The 25779-nt window shown below is 63.6% G+C and carries 19 protein-coding genes and 2 pseudogenes; 7 read left to right on the forward strand and 14 right to left on the reverse strand.

Annotated elements, in window-relative coordinates; translation table 11 throughout:
• The first annotated feature begins 98 nt into the window (after positions 1–98).
• Positions 99–677 carry a TetR/AcrR family transcriptional regulator gene (locus B9A95_RS29855; protein ID WP_084051236.1) on the forward strand — a complete coding sequence of 193 codons (579 nt, stop codon included), beginning with the start codon at positions 99–101 and terminating at the stop codon, positions 675–677.
• A gap of 527 nt (positions 678–1204) precedes the next feature.
• On the opposite strand, the gene B9A95_RS29860 is transcribed toward B9A95_RS29855, so the two are convergent.
• On the reverse strand, positions 1205–3133 hold the full coding sequence (locus tag B9A95_RS29860; RefSeq protein WP_139807156.1) for a WD40 repeat domain-containing protein: 1929 nt from the start codon (positions 3131–3133) through the stop codon (positions 1205–1207).
• The gene (locus B9A95_RS32935) at positions 3130–3654 is read right to left on the reverse strand and encodes a DUF6006 family protein (RefSeq protein WP_139807157.1); all 525 of its coding nucleotides are present in this window, start codon (positions 3652–3654) and stop codon (positions 3130–3132) included. Before B9A95_RS32935 ends, B9A95_RS29860 begins: the two co-directional genes overlap by 4 nt.
• An 872-nt stretch (positions 3655–4526) precedes the next feature.
• Here B9A95_RS32935 and B9A95_RS29865 point away from each other — a divergent pair.
• Positions 4527–5069: a transposase gene (locus B9A95_RS29865; protein ID WP_084051238.1), complete on the forward strand. Its 543-nt coding sequence runs from the start codon at positions 4527–4529 to the stop codon at positions 5067–5069.
• On the opposite strand, the gene B9A95_RS29870 is transcribed toward B9A95_RS29865, so the two are convergent.
• From B9A95_RS29870 to B9A95_RS29890, 5 genes and pseudogenes are all read right to left on the reverse strand, one after another.
• Complete coding sequence (locus tag B9A95_RS29870) at positions 5048–5890, reverse strand: IS3 family transposase (RefSeq protein WP_084044985.1); 843 nt, start codon at positions 5888–5890, stop codon at positions 5048–5050. The two genes, B9A95_RS29865 and B9A95_RS29870, sit on opposite strands and share 22 nt — an antisense overlap.
• Positions 5891–5896: 6 nt before the next feature.
• Complete coding sequence (locus tag B9A95_RS29875) at positions 5897–6196, reverse strand: transposase (RefSeq protein ID WP_084047075.1); 300 nt, start codon at positions 6194–6196, stop codon at positions 5897–5899.
• Positions 6197–6291: 95 nt separating this feature from the next.
• Positions 6292–7162, reverse strand: a pseudogene (locus B9A95_RS29880) (IS5 family transposase).
• Between the two features lie 66 nt (positions 7163–7228).
• Positions 7229–7702: a hypothetical protein gene (locus tag B9A95_RS29885; RefSeq protein WP_212648424.1), complete on the reverse strand. Its 474-nt coding sequence runs from the start codon at positions 7700–7702 to the stop codon at positions 7229–7231.
• Positions 7703–8043: 341 nt separating this feature from the next.
• Positions 8044–9258 carry a hypothetical protein gene (locus B9A95_RS29890; RefSeq protein ID WP_084051239.1) on the reverse strand — a complete coding sequence of 405 codons (1215 nt, stop codon included), beginning with the start codon at positions 9256–9258 and terminating at the stop codon, positions 8044–8046.
• A gap of 307 nt (positions 9259–9565) precedes the next feature.
• Here B9A95_RS29890 and B9A95_RS29895 point away from each other — a divergent pair, with 307 nt between their 5' ends.
• From B9A95_RS29895 to B9A95_RS29905, 3 genes are all read left to right on the forward strand, one after another.
• The gene (locus B9A95_RS29895; RefSeq protein ID WP_084051240.1) at positions 9566–11962 is read left to right on the forward strand and encodes a tetratricopeptide repeat protein; all 2397 of its coding nucleotides are present in this window, start codon (positions 9566–9568) and stop codon (positions 11960–11962) included.
• 154 nt (positions 11963–12116) lie between these two features.
• The gene (locus tag B9A95_RS29900; protein WP_212648425.1) at positions 12117–13448 is read left to right on the forward strand and encodes a S8 family peptidase; all 1332 of its coding nucleotides are present in this window, start codon (positions 12117–12119) and stop codon (positions 13446–13448) included.
• A gap of 207 nt (positions 13449–13655) precedes the next feature.
• Complete coding sequence (locus B9A95_RS29905) at positions 13656–14906, forward strand: styrene monooxygenase/indole monooxygenase family protein (RefSeq protein ID WP_084051274.1); 1251 nt, start codon at positions 13656–13658, stop codon at positions 14904–14906.
• A 78-nt stretch (positions 14907–14984) separates the two neighbouring features.
• On the opposite strand, the gene B9A95_RS29910 is transcribed toward B9A95_RS29905, so the two are convergent.
• Positions 14985–16292, reverse strand: a complete 1308-nt coding sequence (locus B9A95_RS29910) for an FtsX-like permease family protein (protein WP_212648426.1) — start codon at positions 16290–16292, stop codon at positions 14985–14987.
• Positions 16293–16467: 175 nt separating this feature from the next.
• Here B9A95_RS29910 and B9A95_RS29915 point away from each other — a divergent pair, with 175 nt between their 5' ends.
• Entirely contained in the window at positions 16468–16893 is a 426-nt protein-coding gene (locus B9A95_RS29915) for a response regulator transcription factor (protein ID WP_281255907.1), read from the forward strand.
• Positions 16894–17328: 435 nt separating this feature from the next.
• On the opposite strand, the gene B9A95_RS36465 is transcribed toward B9A95_RS29915, so the two are convergent.
• The 3 genes from B9A95_RS36465 to B9A95_RS29930 form a co-directional block, all read right to left on the reverse strand.
• Positions 17329–17733 (reverse strand): hypothetical protein, encoded by a 405-nt coding sequence (locus B9A95_RS36465; RefSeq protein ID WP_170928864.1) that lies wholly within the window; start codon positions 17731–17733, stop codon positions 17329–17331.
• Between the two features lie 181 nt (positions 17734–17914).
• Positions 17915–19675: a putative bifunctional diguanylate cyclase/phosphodiesterase gene (locus B9A95_RS29925; RefSeq protein ID WP_084051242.1), complete on the reverse strand. Its 1761-nt coding sequence runs from the start codon at positions 19673–19675 to the stop codon at positions 17915–17917.
• 757 nt (positions 19676–20432) lie between these two features.
• Entirely contained in the window at positions 20433–21632 is a 1200-nt protein-coding gene (locus tag B9A95_RS29930) for a sensor histidine kinase (protein ID WP_084051243.1), read from the reverse strand.
• 245 nt (positions 21633–21877) lie between these two features.
• On the opposite strand from B9A95_RS29930, the pseudogene tnpC reads away from it, so the two are divergent.
• A pseudogene (gene tnpC / locus B9A95_RS37420) lies at positions 21878–23232 on the forward strand (IS66 family transposase).
• A gap of 1114 nt (positions 23233–24346) precedes the next feature.
• Here tnpC and B9A95_RS29940 read toward each other — a convergent pair.
• The 3 genes from B9A95_RS29940 to B9A95_RS32945 are packed head-to-tail and all read right to left on the reverse strand — an operon-like array spanning position 24347 to position 25747.
• On the reverse strand, positions 24347–25144 hold the full coding sequence (locus B9A95_RS29940) for a hypothetical protein (RefSeq protein ID WP_084051244.1): 798 nt from the start codon (positions 25142–25144) through the stop codon (positions 24347–24349).
• Positions 25144–25332, reverse strand: a complete 189-nt coding sequence (locus B9A95_RS29945; RefSeq protein ID WP_084051245.1) for a hypothetical protein — start codon at positions 25330–25332, stop codon at positions 25144–25146. The genes B9A95_RS29940 and B9A95_RS29945 overlap by 1 nt, the downstream gene beginning before the upstream one ends.
• Positions 25333–25339: 7 nt before the next feature.
• Positions 25340–25747 carry a hypothetical protein gene (locus tag B9A95_RS32945; protein WP_139807160.1) on the reverse strand — a complete coding sequence of 136 codons (408 nt, stop codon included), beginning with the start codon at positions 25745–25747 and terminating at the stop codon, positions 25340–25342.
• Between the last annotated feature and the right edge of the window lie 32 nt (positions 25748–25779).

Genomic DNA, 25779 nt, shown 5'->3' on the forward strand with positions numbered 1-25779 from the left:
ACTTTCCCCCGTCTTTGAGTGCGTACCAGCGGCGCCAGTTACTAGAGCCATATTATTTCTAGCAATGCTAGAATGTCAAGTGATGCTAGAATAATGGGATGACGATCCAGCAACGGAAGGAACGCGGGCGCGCAGAACGCCAACAGATGATCGTCTCGGCAGCCCGGAAGCTCGCCGAGACCGAGGGATGGGACGCGGTGACCGTACGCAAGCTCGCTGAACACATCGAGTACAGCCAGCCGGTGCTCTACAGCCACTTTCGCAGTAAGGACGAGATCGTCGGGGCCGTTGCGCTTGAGGGCTTCGCCGAGCTGACGTTGGCCATCCGCAATGCCATTCCCGCAGAGGCGACCGGACGCAGCGCTGTGTCGGCGCTGGCGGAGGCGTACATGGCCTTTGCCGAGCGACATCCTGCGGTTTACGACAGCATGTTTGGTCTGAGCAACGGGCTGCCGTTTGCCGATGAACGCACGCCGGCACCCATGCGCGAGGGGTTCATGGCCCTGCTGGACACCCTGCGTGAGGTCGCTGGTACGGTTGCGCCAGGCTTGTTCACCGAGGTTGCGTGGGCGGCGCTGCACGGCCTGGTCACCTTGACCCGCGCTGGCCGTTTGCCCCCTGAACACACCCCAGAGCGGCTCAGGGTGCTCGTGGATTGGATGGTCGGGAACGGATGAAGAGTGCCCCTCGGCTGCCCCAAACCAAAGTGACAAAGTCATGCCAGGGCCTGTGTCAAAAAGGGAACTTCTTTTTGACCGAGCAGCGCGAGCGAGCTTGAATGCGCATGGGGAGAATGGGAAGCCGTGAGGAGCGCCCTTCCACTCGCGGGGCCATTCGGACTCCTGCTCCGGGGCCCTTCACCTTCCAGCCCCGGTCCTCCTGGTACGTGCTCCCATCCCCTGAGGCTTACGCTCGGCGGCCTGGCAACCTGTTTCTCAGCCCACCGGCTCACGTTGTCTCGGCCCTCGTACACAGCTGTGGAGCAGATGAGCACCGCGCAGAATGCCAAAACCATCTCGCAGGACAGTCCCCTCGCCCGTCACGTTCCCGCAACCGGCACCCTTCGAGCGCAGAAGGCCCTGTTCTTTGAGGACGCTGGGGCCCTCAAGCAGCGCTCTCCCCAGCCCACCCCGGTGACCGTGCCGGTCGCAGGGGGAGTCCGGCTTCCACACAGAAGGGAGCTGGCCCCGCCCCCCTTGTCCTGTTACGGCAGGCTCAGCACCGTAAAGCTGGCTTCCGGTCGCGCACCCAATCCCACCAGCAGCGCCTGGCTGTCGGGACGGAAGGTCAGGGCGACGTTGGGTGGTTCGGACCGGGCTGGGAGGGGCCAGCGGGTCTGCCTGCCTGTCCGCACGTCCCCGATGACGAGTTCTTCTCGGCCCTGTTCGGTATACGCCACCCACTGTCCGTCCGGTGAAAGGGCGAGCGAGTGGACTTCTCCCGCGGTGGCCCAGCTGCGGAGCTTCTTTCCGGTTCGGGGATCATAGACTTCGACGCCGACTGGAGTGAATGGGGAGGACGCTGCGGCTTTCGTCGGCGCCTGGGTGGCAACAACCAAAGTGTGGCAGTCTGCCGTGGTTGCGGCGAGCGTCCGGTTTTCGGGGAGGGTCAGTCCAAAGTGCACCTGTGCTGTGCCGTTGAGGTCCCGGAGCGAAGCCCGAACACCCGTTCCGCTGGAGGTATAAACGGCTGCACGCTCGCAGACCGCGTTTCCCGCTGGGGTCAGGTCCGCAGCGTCGCTGCTCGGCTCGCGGTCGCTCCGACCTGAAAAACGTTCCAGGCCGACCTCGCCTGTGCGGGAGAGCACCTCGCTGAGCGGGACAACCCGTCCGCCGAAAACCAGTTCCCGGTCCCCGGCGGTGAATCCCGCCACCGTGTGCACGCCCGTGATCGTGGGTCCGGTGGGCTTTCCGCTGCGCACGTCCCAGAACTGGACGTGATCGGCGTCTGAGGATCCACCCACCAGCAAGGTCCCCGCCCGGTTAAACCGCAGGCTGTCCACCTGCCCGCCGTGCGCGGGAGCGCTCCAGCGCACCTGCGCTGTGCGGGCATCGACCAGGTGAAGCTGGCCGTTGTCGCCCGTCACCGCCAGGAGTCTTCCGTCGCCGCTGTATGCCGCCAGGGTGAGCTGCAGCTGCGGCATGGGGTAGCGGGCGCGCAGTTTTCCGGAAGGTGTGAGGGCCACAGCGCCCAGACTGCTGGCGCTGATGAGGTTGCTTCCAAGCCAGGCGACGCCCTGCACCCCGATAGAGGTGTTGATCTCCTGAGGGGGCGGCAGGCGTTTCCACGCGCCCAGGTCCCACAAGCGCGGACTGCTGATGCCGTTGGCCAGGAGCTGGCGTCCGTCGGCGCTGAACGCCAGCCTGTCGGTCCAGTCGGGGTAGGTCGGCAGCGAGCGGCCCTCCCCGGTTCTCAGGTCGTACACGGTGACCGACTGGTTGTACGCTTTGCCAAAGCTCATTCCCCAACCCACCGCGAGTCGGCGCCCGGCTGGATCGAAAGCGAGGGCGCTGGCCGCGGCTGGGGTCAGGGGATTGTCCATCAGGGGGGTGTCCTCTCCTGCCAGGCGCGTCAGCGCTGGCAGAGGATTCATGGCCGGCAGGGCATACCGCACGATTCGCGCGTCCACCAGGGCTGCGAGTTGCCGCCCATCTCGGCTGAGGGCCACGCCTGTAAACGAGGAGGAGGGCGGCAACGTCAGTTTCTGCCACGCGCCTGGTTGGCCCAGCAAGACGGCCGCTTCGCAGCGAACCGCGAACGTTCCGGCAGCGAAGTCGAGCTCCGGTCCAGGGTGATCGCCTCCGGTCACCGGGCACAGGTCGCGGGCCAGGATGGTGACCCGCCCGCCGCTGATCCTCGCGAGGGTTCCGCTCCGGTCAAGGGTAAGAAAATTGGGACCGGCCGTCACCAGGCTGGTCAGGCGGCGCCCCGTGGGAGACAGCAGCGCGGTGCGGGCTCCTCCAGCCTGGAACAGGCCCACACGGTCGGCAGAAGTGATCGCCACGGTCCTCGCGTCAGCGCTCACCGCCACGAGCTGGGCAGGACCGCCAGGAACGCTGCCCTGCAGCTGCACCCTTGCAGCCTGGGCGTCCGCCGCGACGAGCAGCGCCAGGGAGAGGAGGAGACGCTTCACGGCGTCGCCCGCCACGTCAGCACAGATGCAGTCATCCTCAGGGCGTAAGGGGAAGCGGTGACGCCAAGAGTGGCGCTCCCGTGAGAAGTTCCAGGGCTCCGTACTTGCCTCACGGCCCAGCGGCTCAACCCCTCCCCCGGGCTGTATTCAGGGGAGGGGTTGCCACGCCAAACGGTGTTCCCATTGGCTGTCCGGGTGGCGTCATACCGCAGGAACCAGCGGGTGTTGTTCCCTGCGCAGGTGAAGTGCAGCTCCGTACCAGCGGCACTCCGGTGGATGGGCTTGACCCAGGGTCCGCTTCCATCTCTAAACCGTCCGCGAACACCCACGCCGCTCGACGCCGAGCAGACGTCGCCGCTGCAGGTCCTCTGGGAATCGTCAACGACTTCCCAGGCCATTTGTGCAGCGCGCCCACCGATCACACGGCTCCAACGGCCGTGCGGCCAGGCGCCCGCCACCTGTGAGGCGCAGGCCGCAGAGGGGTGGGCCAGCACGGCCGGGGTCATCAGGGTGCGTTTCATGGGTGGTCCTCCGGAGTGGGGGAGAAAGCGGGGGATGCTGGTCTGCCCAGAGTGTGCACGGGGGACATGAATGGTGATGCGGGAATGACGCGGGGTGAAGTGGGCCCACGCGGGGTCTTGCGTGTTTTCGGCTGACTGCTCAAAACGTGGGGCGGGGGCCGCGCCACGAAGCTTCTTGAGATTATAGATTTAGTGGTCGAATGGGGAAGTAAGTTGGGAGATAAGTTCCCCTCCGCACCGTAGAGCGTGCAATCACAGCGCGAAGCCAAAAGGACCCCTTCCGTTCAACTCCCGAAGTACCTCTTCATCAGACCATTAGGTATGGCACGACCTGCTCGACGTATCGACATCTCGGACGAGGATGATGTGGCGCTGCGTGAGTTGGAGACCAGCCGGCACACACCCTAAAACCCGCCTGCAGGCAAGTTCCTATACGACTTTACCGCCAGGGTTGGAGCATTCCTCAACTCGCCAAACGCTTTGATCGCAATCCTCAAGCGATTCTCAAGGATCTGACGCGCTTCATAGAGCGTGGAATACCAGGTTTAGCCGATGATTCCCCAGCCGGACCACCCTCGCTGATCACGGCAGAAACCGAGCAGTTTCTCCACGAGAAACTGCGAGAAGCGCGCTTCTGGCAAGCCACCATGTTGTGCGAGGAACTCAGCACCTGGTGGGGGGTCGTGATCCGCCCCGGGCACTCTCCAATCATCTTCAGCGCTTGAGGTACAGCTGGAAACGCGCGAGGTACCCACCCGCCAAGACCCTCGGTCCAGACGTTATACAGGAGCATCCAGCCTCGTTGGAGACCTTAAAAAGGGGGCCCTGGACGGCAAGCTCACATTGAAGTACCTCGGACGGGGTTGTCCCTGATGTTCTCCGTGGGTGCCACCTGGTCCAGGCGGGGATCTGGCCAGCAGTTCAGGATCCCCACACGGTGGGGATCCGCCGGACGTCTCAACCTCATCGGCACCTACAGCCTGCACGGTGATCAACAGGACCTGGAAGTCCGAGAGTTGCAAGGCACCTGTACTGGTAAACAAGTCATGGCGTACCTCGATACCCTGGCCGCTCAGTGCACCGCGGATCAAATCGCAGTCGCCGTGTTGGACAACGCGCCCTTTCACAAGGGCGCGAAGCTCAGGGAAAAGGTCGCACGCTGGGAAGAGCAGGGTTTGTACCTGCAATACCTCCAGCCTTATGCGCCGTTTCTCACTCTTATTGAGGGCGTGTGGCGTCAACCCAAGGGAATTTTGATGCCACGCCGCTGCTATGACTCGATCTCTGAACTTCGAGCAGCGCTTGTCACTGGACTCAAGGTTCTCGGAGCGCTTTATCTAAATGCCAAATGTGATGTATGGAGTGAACCCAATCGAGCGGACCGCAGGGCAAGTCACATCTGGGCGGTAGTGTAGCGGGCGGCGAACTCGGCGGGTGGAACGTACCCCAGGCTGGAGTGCAGTCGGCGACGGTTGTACAGGTCCGCAATAAAGAACTCGATGTGTCGTCGAGCGTCGTCCAGATCGACGTATTCTTGCAGATCGACCTCCTCAGTCTTCAGGGTCTTGTAGAAGCTCTCCATTTTGGCGTTGTCATAGGGATTGCCTGTCCTGGACATACTTGGCGTGATTCCTGCGGACCGCAAGCGGTCCACGTACACCCGACTGGCGTATTGCACGCCCTGGTCCGAATGGTGCAGCAGACCGGGGGCAGGACAACGCGCTGCAAGCGCGTTGTTGAGCGCTGCCAGCGGTAAATCTGCGTCCAGAAACTTTGACATGGACCAGCCCACCACCTCACGGGTAAAACCGTCCAGCACGCAGGCCAGGTACACAAAGCCTTGGCGGACTCGCACGTAGGTCAGATCGGCTTGCCAGACCTGATCTGGCCGTACTGGGACGACTTCGCGTAGCAGATTTGGGAAGCGCTTCTCGTTGTGGTTGGAATCGGTTGTCGCCCGATAGCGGCGCTTCGGGCGGCAGAGCAACCGGCGTTCCCGCATGACTCTCAACACGCGCTTGTGGTTCACTGGGCGGCCTCGTCGGGCCAACTCGCGGGTGACACGCCGATATCCGTATCCGTCGAACTCCACCACTACGGCCTCAATGTCCTGGGACAACGCCTGATCGGCGTCCATCTCCTCCCGGCCCTGCTGTTCGTAGAACCACGAGCGATTAACCCCGTGCAGCTCACACAGACGACGCACCGACACCTCTTTTGGGCGCGCTCCGCGCATCCTCGATCATTTGGTGCCTTGTTTCGAGCGGTACGTCGCCAACGACTTTTTTAGGATTGTGTTCTCCAACGACAACTGCCCGCAAAACCGTTCCAACTCGGCGATTCGCTGTTCCAACGACTGGTCGGGCTTGGCCTGGTCGGTGAAGGCCATTTCCCCACGCACCTCGACCTCCTTCCGCCAGCGGCGGATCAGACTGGGCGAGAGAGCGTGTTCTCGGCAGAGCTGAGCGGTCGTCTTTTGACCCCCGTCAACTTGATTCACGATGTCGAGCTTGAACTCACGGCTGTGGGTACGTCCGGGCATACGGGCTCCTTCGGTGCCGTCAGCCTACGGGCTGACGGGGACGAAGTGCTTGGTCTCTTGGTCCGCTCCTAAGGGTTCAGTCCAGTACTTAGACCCTATCCGGAAGATTTTTTGAGAGGAGCAATGGGGGCGAGTTTGCGCCAGATGATGAGGCAAGCGGTCAATTCGACAAAGCCCAGATAGAGGTCTTGCCGCTTCTCCCAGCGCGTCTGGATGCGACGGAAACGGTTGAACCAACTGTGGCCCACCTCGACCACCCACCGCCGGGGTGGGTGTCGTTGTGGATCACCAGGAGCAGGAATGGGCGGAGCGGCCGTCGATTTCTTGGGGATATGCGCGAGCAGACCTTCATCCAGAGCCAGTTGACGACACGCCTGCGTGTCGTACCCACGGTCCAGGAGGAGATGGCGCTGTTCCTGCTCTCCTGGAGAGCAGGAACAGCAACGACGACAGCATCGAGGGCCTCACTCAGCATCTTGCTGTCATGACGCTTGGCACCACAGAGCACGACGGAGAGTGGAATGCCTTTCGCGTCGCTGAGGAGGGTACGTTTACACCCGGCCTTGCCCCGATCGGTGGGGTTGCTGCCCGTCGCTTCCGGGGCACCAGCGGCCCCCTTTTTCCCACCCTGGCCTTGACCATGCTCCCGTCGGCGGCTTGCCATTCCCAATCCATGCCCAGTTCCTGGTCGTACTCTTCGAGCACGAGGGCCCATGCCGCACGGAGGCATTCGTGTTCCACCCAGGCACAGAACCGCTCGTGGACAGTCGATTTCGGACCGTACCGGCGGGGCAACTCGCTCCACTGACTGCCGGTTCGGGCCAACCAAATCAGCCCGTTGAAGATTGAGCGGGCGTCCCTCAAGGGACGCCCGCTCTTTTTCCTGGGTGTGTTGATCACCAGCACTGGGCCCAGACGGACCCAAAGCTCGTCCGATACCTCCCAGAGCGTGTTCTGGTCATTGATCTGATCTTGGTGCGGTTGCGTCGTCGTCACTGCCTCTCAGTAGACCAATATCTTCCGGATAGGCTCTTAGCGGCGGAACACCTCCTCAGAGGCGTAGTTCTGACGGCCACTTCCGTCGGTGAATTCTGTCAGGGACTGCACGCTCAACGAACGTGCCGAGAGCCTGAGCACGAGCAGCGTGGTGGAAAACCCCTTCCTGAAGACGGCGCTCGCGGTGCGGTGGTCGGCGTCCTGAACGTTTGCTCCGTAGGTGATTGCAGGCGCCTGACCCCAGTCGCAGTCTGTGGGGCTGCACTTGCCGAAGACCTGCACGCGCAGCGCCGTGGTACTGGTGCGGGAGATGACCACCCGGGTGATGCCCTGGGTCGAGGCGTTGGCGTTGGTCCAGGTGCCCACGAAGTCAGCGGGAGCAGCGTGCCCTGAACCGAGGGCGGTCAGGGCGAGGACGGGGATACACGCGCGCCAGGCCCGCCTTGCCACCGCTTGTGGCTTGTGGGAGGTGGGTTCGGTGGACAGCGGCCGGAAGGAAGACAGGTTCATGGGAAACCTCGACACAAGGACGGGCTGTGGACGCAAGCAGGCGTCGCAAAGCGCAGCGAGAACGGGTGGCCTGTACAAGGATGCGGAAGGGTTGAGAGGACCGGAAGTTGTGGCCGGTTGGTGGCTGGTGTGGGTCAGGTGCGTCCTCCTGGAGTTGACTTGGACCGCTTGGCCTGTACAGACGGTAAAAAAGCCGCAGTGAACGACCGATGAACGGCGGAAACCGGTAGCCGGGGAGCTTCTGAGCTCTCAACGCTGCGCCGCCCTGGCCCAACAACTTGCCCTTCTCCCCCTGGGGGAGAAGGGCAAGGAAGAGGCACAGGCTATTCGTCTACACCGCGCTAGAGCTTGCCGGCGCCGGAGGCGAGGGTCTTGCGGAGCTCGAGCAGGTCCTTTTCCACCTTGCCCAGTTCGTACCCGAACAGGCTGGCCTCTGCGCCCACGCCGACCCGGAAGCCCGCGTCGAGGCCCCACTTGTACGTGTTTTGCGGCAGCGTTACGTCCGCGGCAAACTCCGCGAAGATCTTCGGGTGTACGAAGGCCGACGCCAGGCCGTAGAAGCGGATGCCTGTCCGCGCCCCGATGTACCCCTCGGCGTTGAGGCTGACGCTGAACTTGGGCTGGGTGAAGGTGAACGACTGGCTCTTCTCGTTGATCCAGTCCCAGCCCTCGCCCCGGTTCCACTCCACCCCGTAACGGGCGTGGAACTCGTGCGTGGCGCTGAAGTCCACCTTGGCCGTGATCTTCCCGTTCGCTCCGGCGGTCATCACGATCTCCGGACGCACCACCACCGGCACCGGTCCAATCCAGTACGTCCGCACGCGCATCTTGAAGCGCGCCAACTCCACTTCCTTGTTCAACACGCTCTTGGCGCACTCCCCCGTCAGCCGCACGGTCGACTTCTCGTTCATCTCTACGCCAGCATCGAAGTGCTTGAGCTTGAACCAGCGCAGCTTGGCGCTCGCAAATACCTTGAAGTCCGCGCTGAACGACCCGTTCATCACCACCTTGCTCTTCCCGTCCAGCTCGCACAGCACCTTGTCCTTGATCTTCAGTTCCAGGCTGCCGATGGTCCCCTGCCCCTGCGCCTTAAGCCCCCCGCCGCTGCCCCCCACACCCTGCGGAATCAGGGCAGGCCGGCCATTGATCAGGACCTCGACCCCCTCATCCGCAAGACGCTGCTCTTCGATGTCGTCCAGGGTCAGGGGTTCTTCGGCCTGCAGGTCCCCATTTTCCACAGCGTCCTCCAGGTTCGCCTGCTCGGTGTCCACTTCGGTAAACTCACCCAGCACCCGCACATTCAGCACCCGGCGCAACATGCCCTCGGGAATCACCGGGGTGTTCTCCGACACCAGGATCTGCCCCGCTGCAAAGGCCATGCCCGGCTGGGTCTTGAAGCGCAGCACCCGCAGGTCCGGTGTGGCCGACACCAGGGCCGCGCGGACACTCGGCGTGAGCACGCGGGTGTTGGGCGAGAGCGTGGTGTCGGCCGGGGCGATGACCGCGGGCTCCGGCCGGGACGTTTCCGCCGGTGGGGTGGGGTGCTGCCTCCGCACGAAGAGATCAGGGCACTCAGGAGGAGCAGGCTCAGGGGCTTGATGCTGTGCATGGTCAGGTTCTCCTTGGAAGTAAGGGGGGGCCGTGGGGAGACAACCCTTTGGAGCAGGACCCAGGGCGTCAGGCGGACAAGGAACTTCAGGGGCGGCATGGATGACTGCTGGGGAGGCTCTCCTTCTGGAGGGAGTGGCGCCCGCTTGCCCGTCTCCGCTTGCTTGAACAGACAGTAGAAAAGCCAGGATGAATGTTCAGTGAACGGCTTGTGAACAGTGAGAAGACCTACAAAAAAACCCATACACTGTCGGCATGCGCCTACGTACCCTGGGAGGACTCTCCCTGGAAGGCAGCGGCCTGGGGCGTCCCAAACCACTGCTGCTGCTGACCTATCTCACCCTGGAAGGTCCACGGCCCAGGCGTTTTTTGGGCGAGCTGTTCTGGCCGGAAGCCAGCAACCCCACAAACTCCATTGCCGTCGCAGTGCGGCAGATTCGCCAGGCTGTGCCGGACGTTTTGCAGGACGACGGCGTCCGCCTGTGGGCCGACCTGCCGTGCGACGCCCTCGAGTTTGAACGTGCTGTTCGCGCCAAGCAGCCGGAGGTGGCCTTTGAGCTCTACCAGGGCGCTTTTCTGGACGCGTCCGAGTTGCTGGAATGGGGGCCTGAGCTCGAAGAGTGGGCGTATGCCAAGCGCGAGTCCCTGGCAGAGGCCCTCCGCGAGACGGCCCTGGCCCATGCGGAGAAGCAGGCCGCAGTGGGGCACTTTGGAAGTTCAGCCCTGTGGGTGGAACGGGCCATTCGCGTGCCTGGCGCGCCGGATCCCACCCCGGAGTTCTGGCTGCGCGCCGCCCCCCTGCTGCTGGCCGGTGAGAGTCCGCTGCTCGAAGAGGCGCGGCAACGGGCCGCCGAGTGGGACCTGAAGCTGGAAGGGACGGCCGAATCGGCGCGCGCACGGTTGCGCCAGAGCTTTGTCGGTCGAGAGGTGGAGTTGGCCCGTTTGCGCCACCTGCCATCTGGGCGCTGGATCTGGATCAAAGGCGGCTCCGGCCTGGGCAAAAGCAGTTTGCTGCGGCAACTGACGGGTCACCTTCTGCCTGGGCGTTCAGGTCTGCCTTACGCCACGCTTGAGCCCCTCCTCAAACAGGTGCTTCAACGTGGAGATGAGGCCCTCCTCCTGCGGCACCTCGCCTCTCAGGAAGGCGTCTGGCTCCTCGACCATTGGGAAAGCATGGACGAGGAGAGCCGCACGCTGCTGACGAAGCTCCGGCATCTGGGCACGCGGGCCACGGTGATCCTCACGTCCTGCGCAGAACCCCCTTTCCCCGTGGATGAACGCGCAGAACTTGGTTCTCTCACGGCGCAGGAACTCACGGCATTTCCAGGCGCGTTTGAGGCCACGGCAGGCCTGCCCAGCCTGCTGGGTGCCTGGCTGCGCTCAGAATCCGTCGAGACAGCCCTGGACAGCCGCATCCAGGGCCTGCCCCCCTCCGCCCAGCAGCTCTACGCGGCCCTGACGCTTCTGGACTCGCCTGACCTTCCCCTCGTTCGTCAGGCCCTGGCCATGAATGCCCCTGAGCTTGCGCTGGCCCTGGAACACCTCATGGACGGCGGCTTCATTGAGCCCTCTGGGGAGGTCCGGGGGCAGGCGGCGGCGAAGCGTATTCTGGCGGCGCGGCCGACGCTGGAAGCCGATCTCGCCCTGCGAATCGCCAGGCAGGTCGGCGGAGGCGCTGCCCTGCCGTTTTTCCAAAAGTCCCGCGCACTGTGGGAGGAACAAGACCTGCAAATGGTGCGGAGGTCCTACCAGGCCTGGGCAGAGGAGGCCCTGCGGCGGGGATTTCCGCTCAAAGCGGCCGAGGCCCTGCGGGAAGCGCCGCCAACCGAAAGCCTCTCCCTGCTGCGTGCCCGCGCTCTGGAACGTGCTGGGCAGTTCAAGGAGGCGCTGCTCACGCTAACCGACCTGCCCACTGGTCCGGAGGTCTGTGCGCTGAAGGGCGCGCTGTGCTGGCGACTCGGGCAACCGGACCTGGCGCGGCAACACGCCGAGGCCGCGCTGGACGGAGAGGATGAAGCCAGGGCCGAGGCGCTCAACACGCTGGCCAATCTCGACTTTCAGCAGGGCGACTACGCCAGTGCGGAGAAGCGCTACCGCCGGGCGGCAACCCTGTGGCAGACCCTCGGCGACAATGCCCGCTGGGCGGGGGTGCTGAACAACCGCGCGGCGGCCCTGAGTGCGGCCGGGGAGGACGCTGAGACGGCGTTCAGCGAAGCGCTTCAGGCGGCCGGCGACAACCTTGCTGTCCGGGCACTCACCACGATGAACTTAGGACAAGTCCGTGAACGCCGGGGGGACGTGGCTGGTGCGGTACAGGCCTACCAAGAGGCAGCAATGCTTGCCCAGGACGCCGGTTCGTTAAACACTTCAGCAAGAGTGTGGAACAACCTTGGCGCTTTGTATCACCGAGGAGATCAGATTTCGGAAGCCCAGCACGCCTACGAGCAGGCATTGACGCTCGCCAAGAAGGGTGGTGAGAAAGTCCTGTTGGGTACAGTCCTGGCCAACCTGGCAGAACTGACAGGGGACCAAGAAGCGTTCGAAGAAGCCCTGCGCCTGATCGAAAAGAGCGGCAACGCGACCATGGTCGCGCGTTATCAAGCGGAGTACCAGGCGTTCATCGCCCGTTCACTCCGCAGCACGCAAGCTTGAGGCATGCCCTGGATCTTTACCGAAATCAATGGGGTTATGTTCCTGGAGGTAGAGGATGAAATCATCAGTCCAATTCTTGATGTTGCTTGGCTTGCTCTCCAGTTGTGGCCCAACAAGCCCAGCCGACACCAGGCCAGCAACCCTGAGCCTCAATTTGACCCAGGCGCTCCCCACTGAACGCGTTACGGCGACCTTGACGGGCGTCCCTGTTCAGGACGCGCGCGTTTTTGTGGGTGACGCGGAGGCGAGCGTGGTCTCAACAACGGGAGAAACCCTCGTCTTCAGCCTGCCCTCCGGCCTGAAAGCAGGTCCACAGGTGGTGCGGGTGGACGCCAGAGGTCAGAGCCTCAGGCAGCCGCTGGAGGTGCTGGGGAAGGTTTCCACCACCGAGGTGGCCGTGCTGGTCAAAGCGGGCGTTGCGGAAAGTGACTTCACGGCCAGGCTGAATCAGCTCAACATGGGGCTGACCCTCATCGATTTCAAGCCCCTCGGTGGACCAGGACCCTGCGCAAATATCCTGGCTCGCGTCGGGGTTCCAGTCGGTCAGAGCATCGGGTTGGTGCTCAGCCGCTTGCGGCAACCTGCGGAGCAGGACGTGGTGCTTCAGGTTGATCCGCAGAGCCTCTGGGGCCTGGATGCAGATCACCTCACGGCCATCGGCGTTCCGCAAGCGCGTCAGCGGGGGCGCAGCGGCAAAGGCGTGACCATCGCCGTCCTCGATACGGGCGTTACCCAACAAAGGCATCTGGGGCAAAATCTCCTCCCCGGATATGACTTCGTGGAGGAAGACGCGGCGCCAGACGACGCGTTTGACAATCCACAAACCCCCGGCCAGGACGGACACGGCACGCCAGTGGCTGTTCTCGCCGCTGGTGCGGATTTCGGGGTTGCGCCCCAGGCGCAGATTCTTCCCATTCGCATTGGGGACGCACAGGGCCAGGTTCTGGCGAGTCAGGCCGTTCGGGGCGTCTGCTTTGCTTTGAAGAACGTGCCGCCCAAACACCTGGTGCTGAACTTGAGTTTCGGTGGAGATACCCCCACCCAGGGGCTGAAAAGCGTCCTGGCCTACGCCCTGGAGCAGCAGGTCCTGGTTGCCGCCGCCGCCGGGAATCAAGGGAGTAACGGCCCCACGCACTATCCTGCCGCCTTCGACCTTCCTGGTCTGGTCGCCGTTGGCGCGCTCCAGGTCCTGCCAACTGGGGAGTGGCGTCCCGCGTCTTTCAGCACGCGTGGAACGTACGTGGATATCGCTGCGCCCGGACAGGGCGTCGCGAGCAGCAGCCCCACCAATACCGTCGGTTCGTACGAAGGCACCTCGTTTTCGACGCCGCTCGTGGCAGGGGCTTTGGCTTTGTGGCGAGAAGCTTATCCGGCGGCCACTCCAGGCGAGATCGAACAGAAGCTCAAAGCCAACGCTGCGCCCCTCGCCGCGGGCGGGGCCACAGAAGTGGGCAGCGGCATGCTGAATCTTTCTCAAGCTCCCTAGAGCATTTGTCCGAATGGCGCCGTGGGCGGAAGGGCACCCAGCACGGCTCCCCATACTCCCCCATGCGCATTCAAATTTGCGCTGCCCGGTCAGAAAGTAGTTCGCGCTTTGACACATGCTCCAAAAGGCTCTTGGACGCAAGTGTTCGGGCAAACCGGAAGGCTGACGCTCTTCACACCGCTCAAAAACGACAAAGAGGAGTTGGAAATGAGGAAAATTGCCATTGTTGGCGCTGGCCAGGCTGGGTTGCAGCTGGCCCTTGGACTGCAGGACCAGGGGTACACGGTCACCCTGGTGTCCGAGCGAACGCCTGAACAGATTGAAACGGGGCGGGTCATGAGCACCCAGGCGCTTTTTCACGACGCCTGCCTGACCGAACGCCAGCTGAACCTGAACTTCTGGGAGGAGATGTGCCCACCTGTGGAAGGCATTGCCTTCAGTGTGCCTCATCCCGACCTCAACGGGGACAAGGCGGTGGCGTTCGCGGCCCGTTTGGATCATCCCGCCTACAGCGTGGATCAGCGGGTCAAATTTGCGGGTTGGCTCCGCGTTTTCAAGGAGCGGGGCGGCACGGTGATCCTGGAACAGGCTGACGTCCAGAGTGTCGATCAACTCAGCGAGGGTCACGACCTGACGGTGATTGCGACCGGGAAAGGTGAACTGGGCCGCCTGTTCGCGCGTGACGATGTGCACAGCCCTTACCGCGCTCCGCAGCGCCACCTCGCACTCGCCTACCTCAAAAACACCGTTCCCAGACCTGAGCACAGTGCGGTGAGCTTTAATCTTATTCCCGGCGCGGGAGAATGCTTCCTGCTGCCCGGACTGACCCGCAGTCCGGACGGAAGTCTGCAGCCTTACGAGAATGTTCTGATTGAGGCCGTGCCGGGCGGTCCGCTGGACGTCTTTGAGAACATCACCAGCCCGGACGAGCTGCTGAGCACCATGCTCCAGCTGATGCAGACGTTTTGCCCCTGGGAGTACGAACGCATTAAGGACGGCGAACTGACCGATCCTCAGGCGACCCTGACGGGACGGGTGACGCCGCAGGTGCGGCGTCCGGTCGCTGCACTTCCGTCGGGCCGGCTGGTGCTGGGCCTGGGAGACACGCTGGTGGTCAATGATCCCATTACCGGGCAGGGCGCCGGAAGCGCCGCCCGGGCGGCCGCCACCTACCTGGAAAGCATCCTGAGGCGGGCCGAACGCCCCTTTAACCGCTCCTGGATGCAGGACACGTTCGGGGCGTACTGGGACCATGCCCGCTTCACCACCGCGTGGACCAATGCCATGCTCGGACCCCCTCCGCCCCACGTTCTGGCGGTTCTGACCGCCGCCCAAACCCAACCGGGAGTGGCCCACGCCTTTGTGAACGCATTCAACCACCCGCCGCACTTCTTCCCATGGCTTACCAGCCCAGAAGAAGCTGCCGCCTTCGTTGACCGGCACAGCACTTCCGCGTAGCTGTCGCCGGGGCCGGGCGCCCCCACACGGCTTCAAGCCGGCACATCCTGCCCGGGTGGTCCGGTGAAGTTCGGCGCCTCAGGCCATGGCGAGGAGCAGCCGGGCCCAGGAACCTGATGGACGGGCAGCCCGCCGCACCACACCGCTCCAGGGGAGAACCGGGCGCAGAACTGCCCGGCGCCCCAGCGGCTTGAAAGGGCGGCGAAGCTCCGCTGTGCCTCCACACCTTTGGCGATCTCCTGCGTCCAGACCACGCCGTCCTGGGTCCACGCCCCCTCCTCGCTGGAGTACCTTCCACCGGCCTGCAGGTGCCAGTGCGGCGTTTCTCAATTTGACGGCGCTGGGTGTAAACCCCCCTCTGCCGGTGGTGCAGTTGAGCGCTGAGCAGGAACAGCGCCTGAACGCCCGCCGCAGGTCCCGTTCAGCGTTCAGGCGGCACACCCTCTTGTCGTGCGCATACCGCGTTCGCAAAGCCACCGTTGGCGGCATTCGGGACGCCTGAATGGCCGGGATCAGACCAGCGAACGCGCCGATCAGGATGGCCGAGGCGACCGCGCCTGCCCACGCCTCAACCGGGATCACGGCGGCCCGGCCCTCCGAACTGGCGTAGACAGCCGTCGCCACAGCTCCAGGCAGCACGCCGGCAACGCCGCCCATGATGGAGAGCAGAACCGACTCCGCGAGAAACTGCGTCCGGATTTGACCTCGCGCTGCGCCCAACCCACGGCGGAGGCCGATCTCCGAGCGGCGTTCAAGCACCGAGACGATCATGATGTTGGCCGCACCGACAGCCCCTACAGCCAGCGCCACCACTCCGAGTCCGGGAAAGAGGCTGTCGAAGGCCGACGCGGCGGCCCGAGCGGTCAGGACGTCCGGCGGCTCGTTTTCTCCCACGCGCGCTGAATGCACGGAGCTCTGTTCAGGGCCGAGGGTCCCGGTTACCGCAGCCTGGGGTCGTGCGTGGGGTCGGCGTACATGGGCGGACACCCGCTGTGCCGGAGCGGCGTTCGTAGTGCCACGGCCCGTTGCGGTCGAGCTGGCGCGGGACGGCCCGGTGTCCACCGCGTTCCCCGACACCTGTGGAGACGTCTGCGGCGTGGCGACCCACCGGGCGGCTTCCCTGGCTGCGGCGCGTTGCGTCACTGCCTCAACGCGAAGTTGTTTCTGGTACGCCGGGGAACGCCAGCCGCCGGTGACCAAGACCTTGACGCCCCCGCCTGCAGCGGCCGTTGCCGCCTGACGAAGGGCACCGGGGAGGGCCGGATCAAGCCTGGACACCGCCGGATACGCGTCATCAAAGGCGCTCACGCCGTTGGGAACGAGGCCGTTTGCCCGGCCCAGTTCCCATTGGGGGAATGGAGGCGCTGCGGGCGGCAGACCCGTCACGGCGGGTGGGTGCGGGGACGACGGCACATGCCGCCAGCCACCAAGGCAGGGTGTTGTCCGGATGTCTGTGGTTTTCGGTATGCGGGCGGTATGTTCCGGCGCGTAGCATTGGGGGTGCAGGGGTGTGCTGATCGTCGAGGACGAAGCTTAGCTGGCAGCAGCCGTCCGCGACAGCTTGCGTTTGGAAGCCAGCGCTGGGGACACCGCCCTGGAACTGCTGGGCGTAAGCGCCTACGACGTACGTTCCCGGGGCGCCTGGCGGTCTCGTCACCCGACGCCCCGTGGCGTTCCGTTCGGCAGCGGCTTGCCAATCCTCATGCTGACCGCTGCCGACCGGATCGGCGACAAAGCGTCTGGCTCTGGGCTCGGTGCCGACGCCCACCTCACGGAGCCGTTCGGGCTCCGGCAACTCGCGCTCAGGCCCAGGGCCCTCGACCGCAGGCGCGCGTACAGCAGGCCACCCGTGCGGGAGATGGCGGGCCTGCGGCTGGATCCGTTTCGCCGCGAGGTCTACCGGGAGGGCCGCCACGTCGCGCTGACCCGTACGCCGTGCGCATCACGGTTTCGGCCCTGCGCAAACGGCTCGGCGAGCCCTGGCTGATCTTTACCCGGCGTCGGCGACCGCATCAGCGCACGACCGGGCACCGAAGGCGGGGGAGACGAACGTGGATAGGGTGCCCGGGCTGCGCGTTCGCCTCAAACTCACCCTCAGCTACGCTGGGTTTCTGATGCTGGCCGGCGCTTTGCTGCTCTGTGCGGTGTGGGCATTCCTCCTGCGGGGAAGGCCATACAGCTGGTCTGTTCCCAGCCTGTCCGACTTCCTGCGTGCCCTCAACCTCCACAATTTTGGCCCCAACGTTTTCCTTCCGGCCGCACTTACGGTCTTGGCGTTTTTGCTGGTGTTCGGCCTTGTGGAGGAATGGATTCTCGCTGGCCGCATGCTTGCTCCCCTGACCCGAATCACCGACGCCACGCGCATGGCCACGCGGCGATCGCTCACCCACCGCAGAACTCGCCGAACGCCTTCGACAGATGCTCACGCGCCTCGAAGCGCACGTCGCCGAAACAGCGCAGGTTTGCCGCCACCGCCTCTCACGAACGCCGCACCCCGCTGGCGATCACGCGAACACTGCTCGGCGTGGCCCGCCATGGTCCGAACTGCGATGCCGGTGAGCTTGTCAACCGCCTTCACGCGGTCAACACCCGGGCGGCCCCTCCCGGTGCTGCCGGGCACGGCCTTCTCGCTCCGGGTGATCGCCGTGAACCCCTCGGGCGTGAACAGCGTGCCCAGCGCGCCGCGGCCACCGTGAGCCGTCCACGTGCGGGCGGAGCCACGCCCACCCTGCTGGCGGCCCAGGGGGGCGACCGCCGCATCACCCTGCGCTGGAGCAGGACGCCAAATGACGGGTGTGGGCGCAGAACAGCATCCCTCCCCGTTCATGCTCCGCCCTGCTCGCCGCGGACAACGCAGGAGGCTCCTGTTGTCCGCGGCGAGCAGGGCGGAGCAGAGCCCAGCGGGCCTTCTGACGCTCCGGGGGAGCCGTGCGGGCGGGAGCTCCAGGTGGGAACTTCGCCAGTGGAGCGTGGGGAGGAGCGGCGCCCACCCGGGCTGCGCTTGGACGTCAAGGAGCCGCGGCGTCTCTGGCGCGCAGTGGCGTTGGGCGACCGAACCAGTACCCCTGCAGGTAGGTGCATCCCAACGCCTCCAAGACCTCGGCTTGCTCGGCCGTTTCAACGCCTTCCGCCACCGTCGTGAGTCCGAAGGCGTGCGCGAGGGCGATCATGGCGCGGACCAGTTCCTTCGCGCGTTGCCCCTCACGGCTCTGCTCATGCACCTGGCGAGTAAAAGACCGGTCAATCTTCAAGATCTCCACCGGCAGACCGGCCAGGGCGGACAGGCTGCTGTAGCCGGTACCAAAATCGTCGAGCGCCAAGCGCAGGCCCAGACCAGACAGTGCTTGCAGGACTTCACTGCTGCGGACCGGGTCAAGCAGACTGTTTTCCGTGACCTCCAGCAAAACCCGCCGGGGCTCCACCCCCGTCTCCTGGATGATCTGTTCGACGTGTGCCGCGAAGTCAGGCTGACCAAACTCCAAGGGACTGACGTTGACGCTCACACGCTTGAGGTGACGCCGGGCGACGGCAGTGCAGGCTTCGCGCAAAACCCATCTCCCAAGAGGAAGAATCAGACCGGAGGCTTCGGCCAGCGGAATAAATGCCATTGGATTGACCAGACCGTCTGGGCGAAGCCAGCGGATCAACGCTTCGTGCGCGGCTGTCGTTCGGCTCCGGGCGTCCACTATTGGCTGGTAATAGAGCTGAAATTCACCCCGCTCCAACGCGTGATGCAGTCCGGTGAGCATTTCCATCTCAGCGGATGTGTGCTGGTCACGCAGCACATTGAAAAACGTATGTCCGCCCCCGGCGCGTTTGGCGCGGTACATGGCCGTGTCCGCTTGGGAGAGCAGCGTTTCGGTGCCGGAGGCGTCGTCCGGATAGACACTCAGCCCCAGGCTCCAGTGCACAAAAAGCTCTTGACCGGCCAGAGAAAAGGGCGCAGCGAAGGCATGGCGGATGCGTTCGAGAATACGTCCGCTGTGGGTAGCGTCTGGTATGTCCGTGAAGAGCAGGGCGAATTCGTCGCCGCCCATGCGCGCCACCGTATCGCTGGACGCCACACACTCGCGGAGACGTGTCGCGGTGAGGCGCAGCAACTCGTCCCCGGCCGCATGCCCAAGGGTATCGTTGATCAGTTTGAAGCGGTCGAGGTCCATCAGTCCAAGCACAACCTTGTGCCCCGTGAGCTCAGCGCGGCGCATGGCCTGGGTGAGGCGCTGCCGGAAGTTCGCACGGTTGGGGAGACCTGTCAGGCTGTCCAGGAGCGCGAGGTCGCCGAGTTGCTGCAAGGTCACGTGGAGCCGCAACTCGTCCATGACGAGCTCGGCGAAATCTTCCAGAATGCCCTCTTCGTCGCGCGTAAAGGTACGGGGTACGGCGTCAATCACGCACACGGTGCCGAGGCGATATCCATCGGAAGTGCGGAGGGGCGCACCCGCGTAAAATCCAACTGTCTCATCGACGCTCACGCAGTTCATGCTGTTTACGCGTGGGTCTTGCCGGGCATCGGGGATCACCAGCACTTTGTCCTGCTGGATGGCGATGGCACAGATAGATTCGCTGATGGGGGTTTCGGTCACTTCGATTCCGAGGCGCGACTTAAACCACTGCCGGTCCCGGTCCACCAGGGAGACGGCCGCCATCGGCATGTTGAGGTACCTGGCAGCAAGCGCAACGATACGGTCGAACTGGGGTTCGGGGAGGGTATCGAGGATGCCGAATCGGTGCAACTCCGCGAGGCGAGCTTCTTCATCGGTCAGGGTCATACAGTCTCCAGGACGATGGGTATGGCGTCTGATGAAACGGCGGGAGACTCCATTATGACGGAGGAAAAGCGTGTGGGCCTGCCGGGATTTTGCGAAGGGCGAGTTGAGCCCGATTCAAACTGGAGAGGGGTGCGGCCCCCCATGCTGAACTGCGTCTCCTGCGCACCCGTGCAACTTCAGCGTGACGGCATCATCTGTGCCATTGGGGCCGCTTTACAGGCGATTGCCGCACAAGACGTCGGTGCCTGGTCACGGCACGCTTCCCCTTCGGTGCCTGAACGGTGAACGCTCCAACCTTCGTCCTGAAGGCGCAGCATCAGCCGCGCCTTCAGGACGCCCAGGCCGGGGTGCTCCACGAACGCGGCGGATTGGTCCCGGCCTCCCTCAAAAATGGTAATGGCCGTGGGGTGGCTCTGCAACAAATGATGCGCCGCTCGGGCCGCTGCACCTTTCAGATTCCCCGCCCACACGCACGAATTTGACCTTCCTGGGCAGCGGTGAGTGGGGCCATAAAGGAGGAGGGGGCGCCTCCCCTTTACCGGCACAAGTCGTTTGTGCCGTATAGGCGGCTGGAGTTGCATAGGCCCCGACGCGGCGGAATTCCAGTTTCCCTTCCGCCCAACTTGCTCTTCACCACGTGGTGCGGTGGCCGCCAGTCCCGCGCCTTAAAAAGCTCCCCCTGCCACCGGCTGAGGCCCTGCAGGAAGGGGGGCAGAGTTCGGCGCAAGTTGTCTGGGCGCGTAAAGCAGAAGCGTGTCTACTCCTGCAGTCTCAGATTTTTAGGCCACGCGAACCAGAACGTCGCCCCGTGCCCCGGCTTCCCTTCCGCCCATACCCGGCCTCCAAATCGCTCACAGGACCGGCGTACGGTCGCCAGCCCAATGCCCGACCCCTCATACTCCCTGGAAGGATGGAGACGCCCGAACAGCTGAAACAGCTTGTCCCTCGAGCGCATGTTAAAGCCCGTACCGTTGTCCTCCACCCCGATCAGGTGCTCCGCCTCCGTTTCCCGCACCATCACGTGCACGCGGGCCAGCTCCCGCCCTTTGGTGAACTTCAGGGCGTTTGCGACGTACTCGTCCAGGATGAGGTAGAGCGCCTGGCGGTCTCCCTGCACCGTCGGCAGCGCGTCGTGGGTGATCTGAACCTCCCGGTCAGCCATCACTGGCTGCGCGTTCTTGAGCACGTCCTGCAAGACCGGGTTCAGGTCCACGCGCTGGAGCCGTACCCGCATGCTCCGCACCTGCATGTAGCGGTCGATCGAGGCCAGCAGGGCAATCACCTGCTGCACGGCACGCTCGGCGTTCGTCATGGGCCCAAGGAACTCTTCCGAGGGCCCGGGTAGGGCTTTGCGGAGCAGGCCCAGACAACTCATGGCGCGCGCCACAGGCAGCTGAAGCTGCTGAATGAAGACCTTGACCGTCTGGTCGAGCTCCTGATTCAACGTGCGGACTGTCAGGGCTCTTTGCAGCAACTGTTGTTTTTGGGTGGCGTGCTCATCCAGTAGGTGCTGATGGGCCTGTTTGTACGCACTGACGTCGGTGATGCCCACGTAGAAATGCAAAAACGTGCCCTCACGTTGGATCACCGCGACGTCGACCTGCACGTTGGCCATACTGCCCTCGACCCGCAGCAGTTGAGCTTCTCCACGCTGCTTCAGTTGGCCCTTTGCCCCCTGCTTGAGCAGCGTGCCGAGTGATCCCCGAGAGGGAGGCGGCATGAACTCGTCCAGCCGTCTGCCGAGCAGCGCCTCAGGCGTGCGGCCAAGCAAGCCGCAGCCCGCTGCATTGACATTCTGAATACGCCCCTGGGAGTTCAACAGGAAGGCCGGGGTGGGAGCTTCGTAGAACAGGGTGGCGCTCCGCTGCTCGCTGACCTGGAGTTCCCGAACCTGTTCTTCAAGGGCTTGCAGCCGCCGCTGCACGGCTGGAGGCAGGGTGTGTTCTGAATCGGTCATGGCGTTGCTCCTCAAGTGTCTACCACAGCACCTTAGCCCAAGGTCAGGCGGGACAGGAGGACAGCGAGCAGCGGAGGGCAAAAAAGGCGCCCCCCTTGCCGCGCGGCCAAGGAGTACACGTTGTCCGCGGATCAGTCCGCTTGGGGCCTACTCCCTGGCTCCCCAGCTTTCCGGCGAACAGCTCGGGTGACGACTCAGCTGGTGGACACCGGGGTGGAAAGGGGTAAGGTGAGGCTATCTCGGACGTGATCTGCTCCAATTGTGAACGCCTCCAAGCGCGTATCCGCGAGTTGGAAGCGCAGGTCGTGTGGACGGGCGAGACCTCACGTCCGGCCCCCCAGCCAGGACCAGGTCTGGCAGAAGAAGCCCAGGAGCGGACGCCATAGGGGCGGTCCACCCTTCCGGTGGTCAGGTGGGGCACCCAGGAACCACCTTGAAGATGGGCGCCTCACCCGGCAAAGTGGTCGTCCTGCCGGTGACGGGAACTTGCGGCTGCCGGCACCGCTGGAACGGGGCCGAAGTGCAAGTCTTGCTGGCCCGGCAAGTGCTGGACCTGCCAGAAGTCCAGCTGCAGGTGCCGGAGTGGCAGGCCGAGGAGAAGGTCTGTCCGCGCTGTCACGAAAGAGAGCAGGCGGCGTTTCCAGGGAACGTACGCGGTCAGGGGCAGTACGGCCCCCGGTTCCAGGCTTTGGCGGTGTAGCGGGGCGTGGCCCAGTTCCTCCCCTTCAGGCGTGTGGGCGACGTGCTCGAAACGCTCTGCGGCCAGCCTTCCAGGGAAGGGATCCTCGCGCCACATCTCAACCTCGACACAGAGTGGTTGGCTGGATTCGGGGCGGCTCTGAAGGAAGCATTGCTCAAAGAACCCCCCTTCTGCACGTGGACGAGACGGGCAGCAAGGTGGGCGGCAAGCTCGCCCGGGTGCCATCAGCAGCAAGCAACTCACCCCCTACGGGCACGACCCGCACCGCGGGCCCGGCGGCCATCCAATCGGTGGGGTCTTGCCTCGGGACAGCGGCGTGTTGATGCGTGATGCCCGGCTCACGTACTTCCAACGCTCTGCAAAACACGCGCTGTGGAACGCCTACCTGCTTCGGGAGTTGCCTGGCCTCCACGAACAACTGGACCAGGACTGGGCGGGAGAACTACGCGCTGCGCTGCAACTCGCCTACCATCAACACAAGGCGGGCACCCTCGCTCAGGCAGAGAAAACTGCGTTCCTGATGCGCTTTGATACATTCCTGGAAGCGGGGTTGGTCTCCAACCCCGCGAGGAGAGCCGGTTCCCGAGCGGCGGGGACGGGTGAAGCAGTCCCCGGGGCGCAACCTCGCCCTTCGATGTCAGAAGCACCGGGACAAGGTGCTGTGCTTTCTCCAGGAGGACGGCGTACCGTTCGACAACAACCAAGCCGAGCGAGACATAGGGATGGTGCGTGAAGCGAAAGATGTCCGGTGGCGGCCGCTCCGCTGTGGGTGGAAAGAATTTCTGCCGCATTCGCAGTTGCCTCTCCAAACTTCAGAAGCAAGGCTTCTCGATTTATAAAGGTTTGGTTGGCGTCTTCCGGAACGAGGCGCTTCTTCCTCGGCTCTCGTTCTCGTGCTGATTGATCACTATCAGAGGATATATAATAGTTTATAGAGAACGTGAGGATGTAGTACTATAGCGTACTGACTTGGAGCAGGCATGCAAGTCTGAGCTGGATAAATTATATGTAAAACCCAATGCGATTGCTATCGATCAGTTCCATTTCAGCTATATATGAGGTCGTGGTTCTCGGGGAGTGCTACCAGAAAATGCCGGCCACACACTGGTGTCGGCATGTTATAATAATTACCAAAATTTTACTGGTAATTAATGTGACGACCACATTTCTGAGGGGAAATTGATAACAATACTGTCTTATGTCGACTTCCGTCGTAGGTAAAGGGAGATGGGAACTATTCAGTATGACAGCAGCTGTCATGTTAAATAATTCCGAGTAGTAAAGCCAGGTCTTTTCAAATAACCCCGGGTACGCGCCTCCATCACTTCGATCCCACAATGCCCCTGAATATGTATCTTGACTTTTTTGCCGACTCAGAGATCGCCTGAAAGGATGATCTTTGAGTCAGCTGAAATAATGCTTCTTGCTCGAATGGATTGAGAGCAGGATCAGGATCAGACGTATTTAACTGACGTTTTTCCAAAAGCGCCTGTTCGCCGTTGGTATTGTAGGTAATGATAAATGTGCTGTTCGTCGTACCTGAAAACCGGTTGAATCAATGATCTCTGGAATCGATTTTCCCTCATTTTTTGAGTTGGATGATCTGCCGGCGTGAAAGTTCAATTGGATGTTCGGGCTGGCGGTACGCCACTTCAAGCTCTTCAGATGTATGGTATGGAATCAAGGCGGCAGCTCTCGTATTTGGAGCCCATCTTAACTCTGTATCACGCCTCCAGAGCGGCCGGTCTTCGTGGATGAAAGTGGTTTCCAGATGGTCATGATGCGTGGGTACGCGCGCTTATAGTTCTGGGCGAGCTCAGGGCCATGTTCCTGAAATCACGGACGCAACCAGACGTTGATCTGTGCCCTACAACTCACGGGGCCGATGGTCCCGCTTGTCTTCATCGTTCTCGCCTCTTTCTGTACACGGGGAATTCAGGAGGACCAAACCCCACGTCCTTGGTCCCGGCTTGGCTTCGGGAGGAACGCAGGGTTTCGGTGGGAGGGGGAAAGGTCAGTTCAGAAGCCGTGTGCGCCCAAGTCCAGGGGACCCGCGCGCGGCTTTCCAACGCCTGGCGAGACGTATTCCGGGGTGGGAAGGTTGCCAGTCTTGGCGATTTCGGGGTCCAGCGCTGTTCCCGCGCCGGTCAGGGGCGAGCCGGGCTTGAGGTGGTGGCCGCCGCCCGCCCCACTGACGAAGTCGGGAACGAGCAGAGGACTGAACCAGGTTCGCGCCCCAGCCGGTGCCGTTCCACCTGCTGCCGTAGTGCATCAGGGTGGTGCTGGGGTCGTGACCGTTAGGATCAACCGGGGACCAGTCTGCTGACGTGCAGTTGTTGGCAAAGTCACCCGCGCCATTGTTGTAGAAGACTGCCAAGGGCCGGGGCTTGACGCCGGAGGTGGCTGAACGGACCAGGAAGGTGTTGTTGCGCCCGTAGACCTGAAGTTGCGGGGCCACGCGGAAGGCGAACAGGTAAGTGGTCGGTGTGCCCCAGCCAGTGCCGTCCTGTTCTAAGACCCCGGTGTTGTTGTAGAAGTACAGCTTCCCGGCCCGTCCCCCCGGGACGCGCCCGTCGCCCAGTTCCACGCCCGTGATGCCCCAGGCGGGGTTATGCATCCACATCTCATTGCCGTACATGTACGCGGAGTTGGGCCGCAGGCTGCCCGGGGCGTCCCGTTGGGTGACCTCGTACTCGTGGTTGGATTCGGGGTCTTCCAGCATCAGCAGGTGCGTCGCGCCGTCGATGACGTTGTAGCGGATCGTGAGCCCCACCGAGCGCTCCTTGCTGTTGTCGCCGTAACTGCCCGGCATCAGGGCCCGAGGAGGTTGTACTGTGAGATGGTGCCCACGCCCTCGCTGTCGGCGTTGTGTTCGTGAGCGCTGGACGGGTTGCCGTTGCTGAAGAAGGTGTTGCCCTCCGCCAGCAGGTCCCGGCTCTGCGCCGCCTCACGGACTTGGCGTTCTGAAACAGGCCGTCGCCATTGTCGTGCAGCTTGCATCCCCGGATCACCATGTGTTCGGCCCGCTCGATGTAGATGCCGCTGCCAAAACTGTCCCAGACGGTGGTCTGCCCCGCCCGGTTGACCAGGGTGTTGCGCTTGCTCGCGTCGCGGATTTCCAGGTTCGTGATTTCGAGGTGGCCGGGCTTGTGGCCGTATACCGCTCCCGTCCCGTGGGGGGCAGGACCAGCAGCATGCCCAGGTTGTCGAACACGGGATTGGTGTAGGCCAGGGTGTTCGGCTCCACCGCGCCCGCGCCGTCCAGCGCGGGGAGCTCACCATTCAGGCCGGGGACTCCCACCACCCGGATGCTCTTGAGGGGCAGGCCCCGGTTGGACGGCTGCACGACCTCGGTGTAAGGCGCAGCGCTGGAGTGAATCTGCACGGTATCGCAGGGGGGTGGCGTGAACTTCACGCCACCCCTACCCTCAACCCGCCGTGATGCCA

The sequence above is a fragment of the Deinococcus hopiensis KR-140 genome (assembly GCF_900176165.1).
Classification (GTDB): domain Bacteria; phylum Deinococcota; class Deinococci; order Deinococcales; family Deinococcaceae; genus Deinococcus; species Deinococcus hopiensis.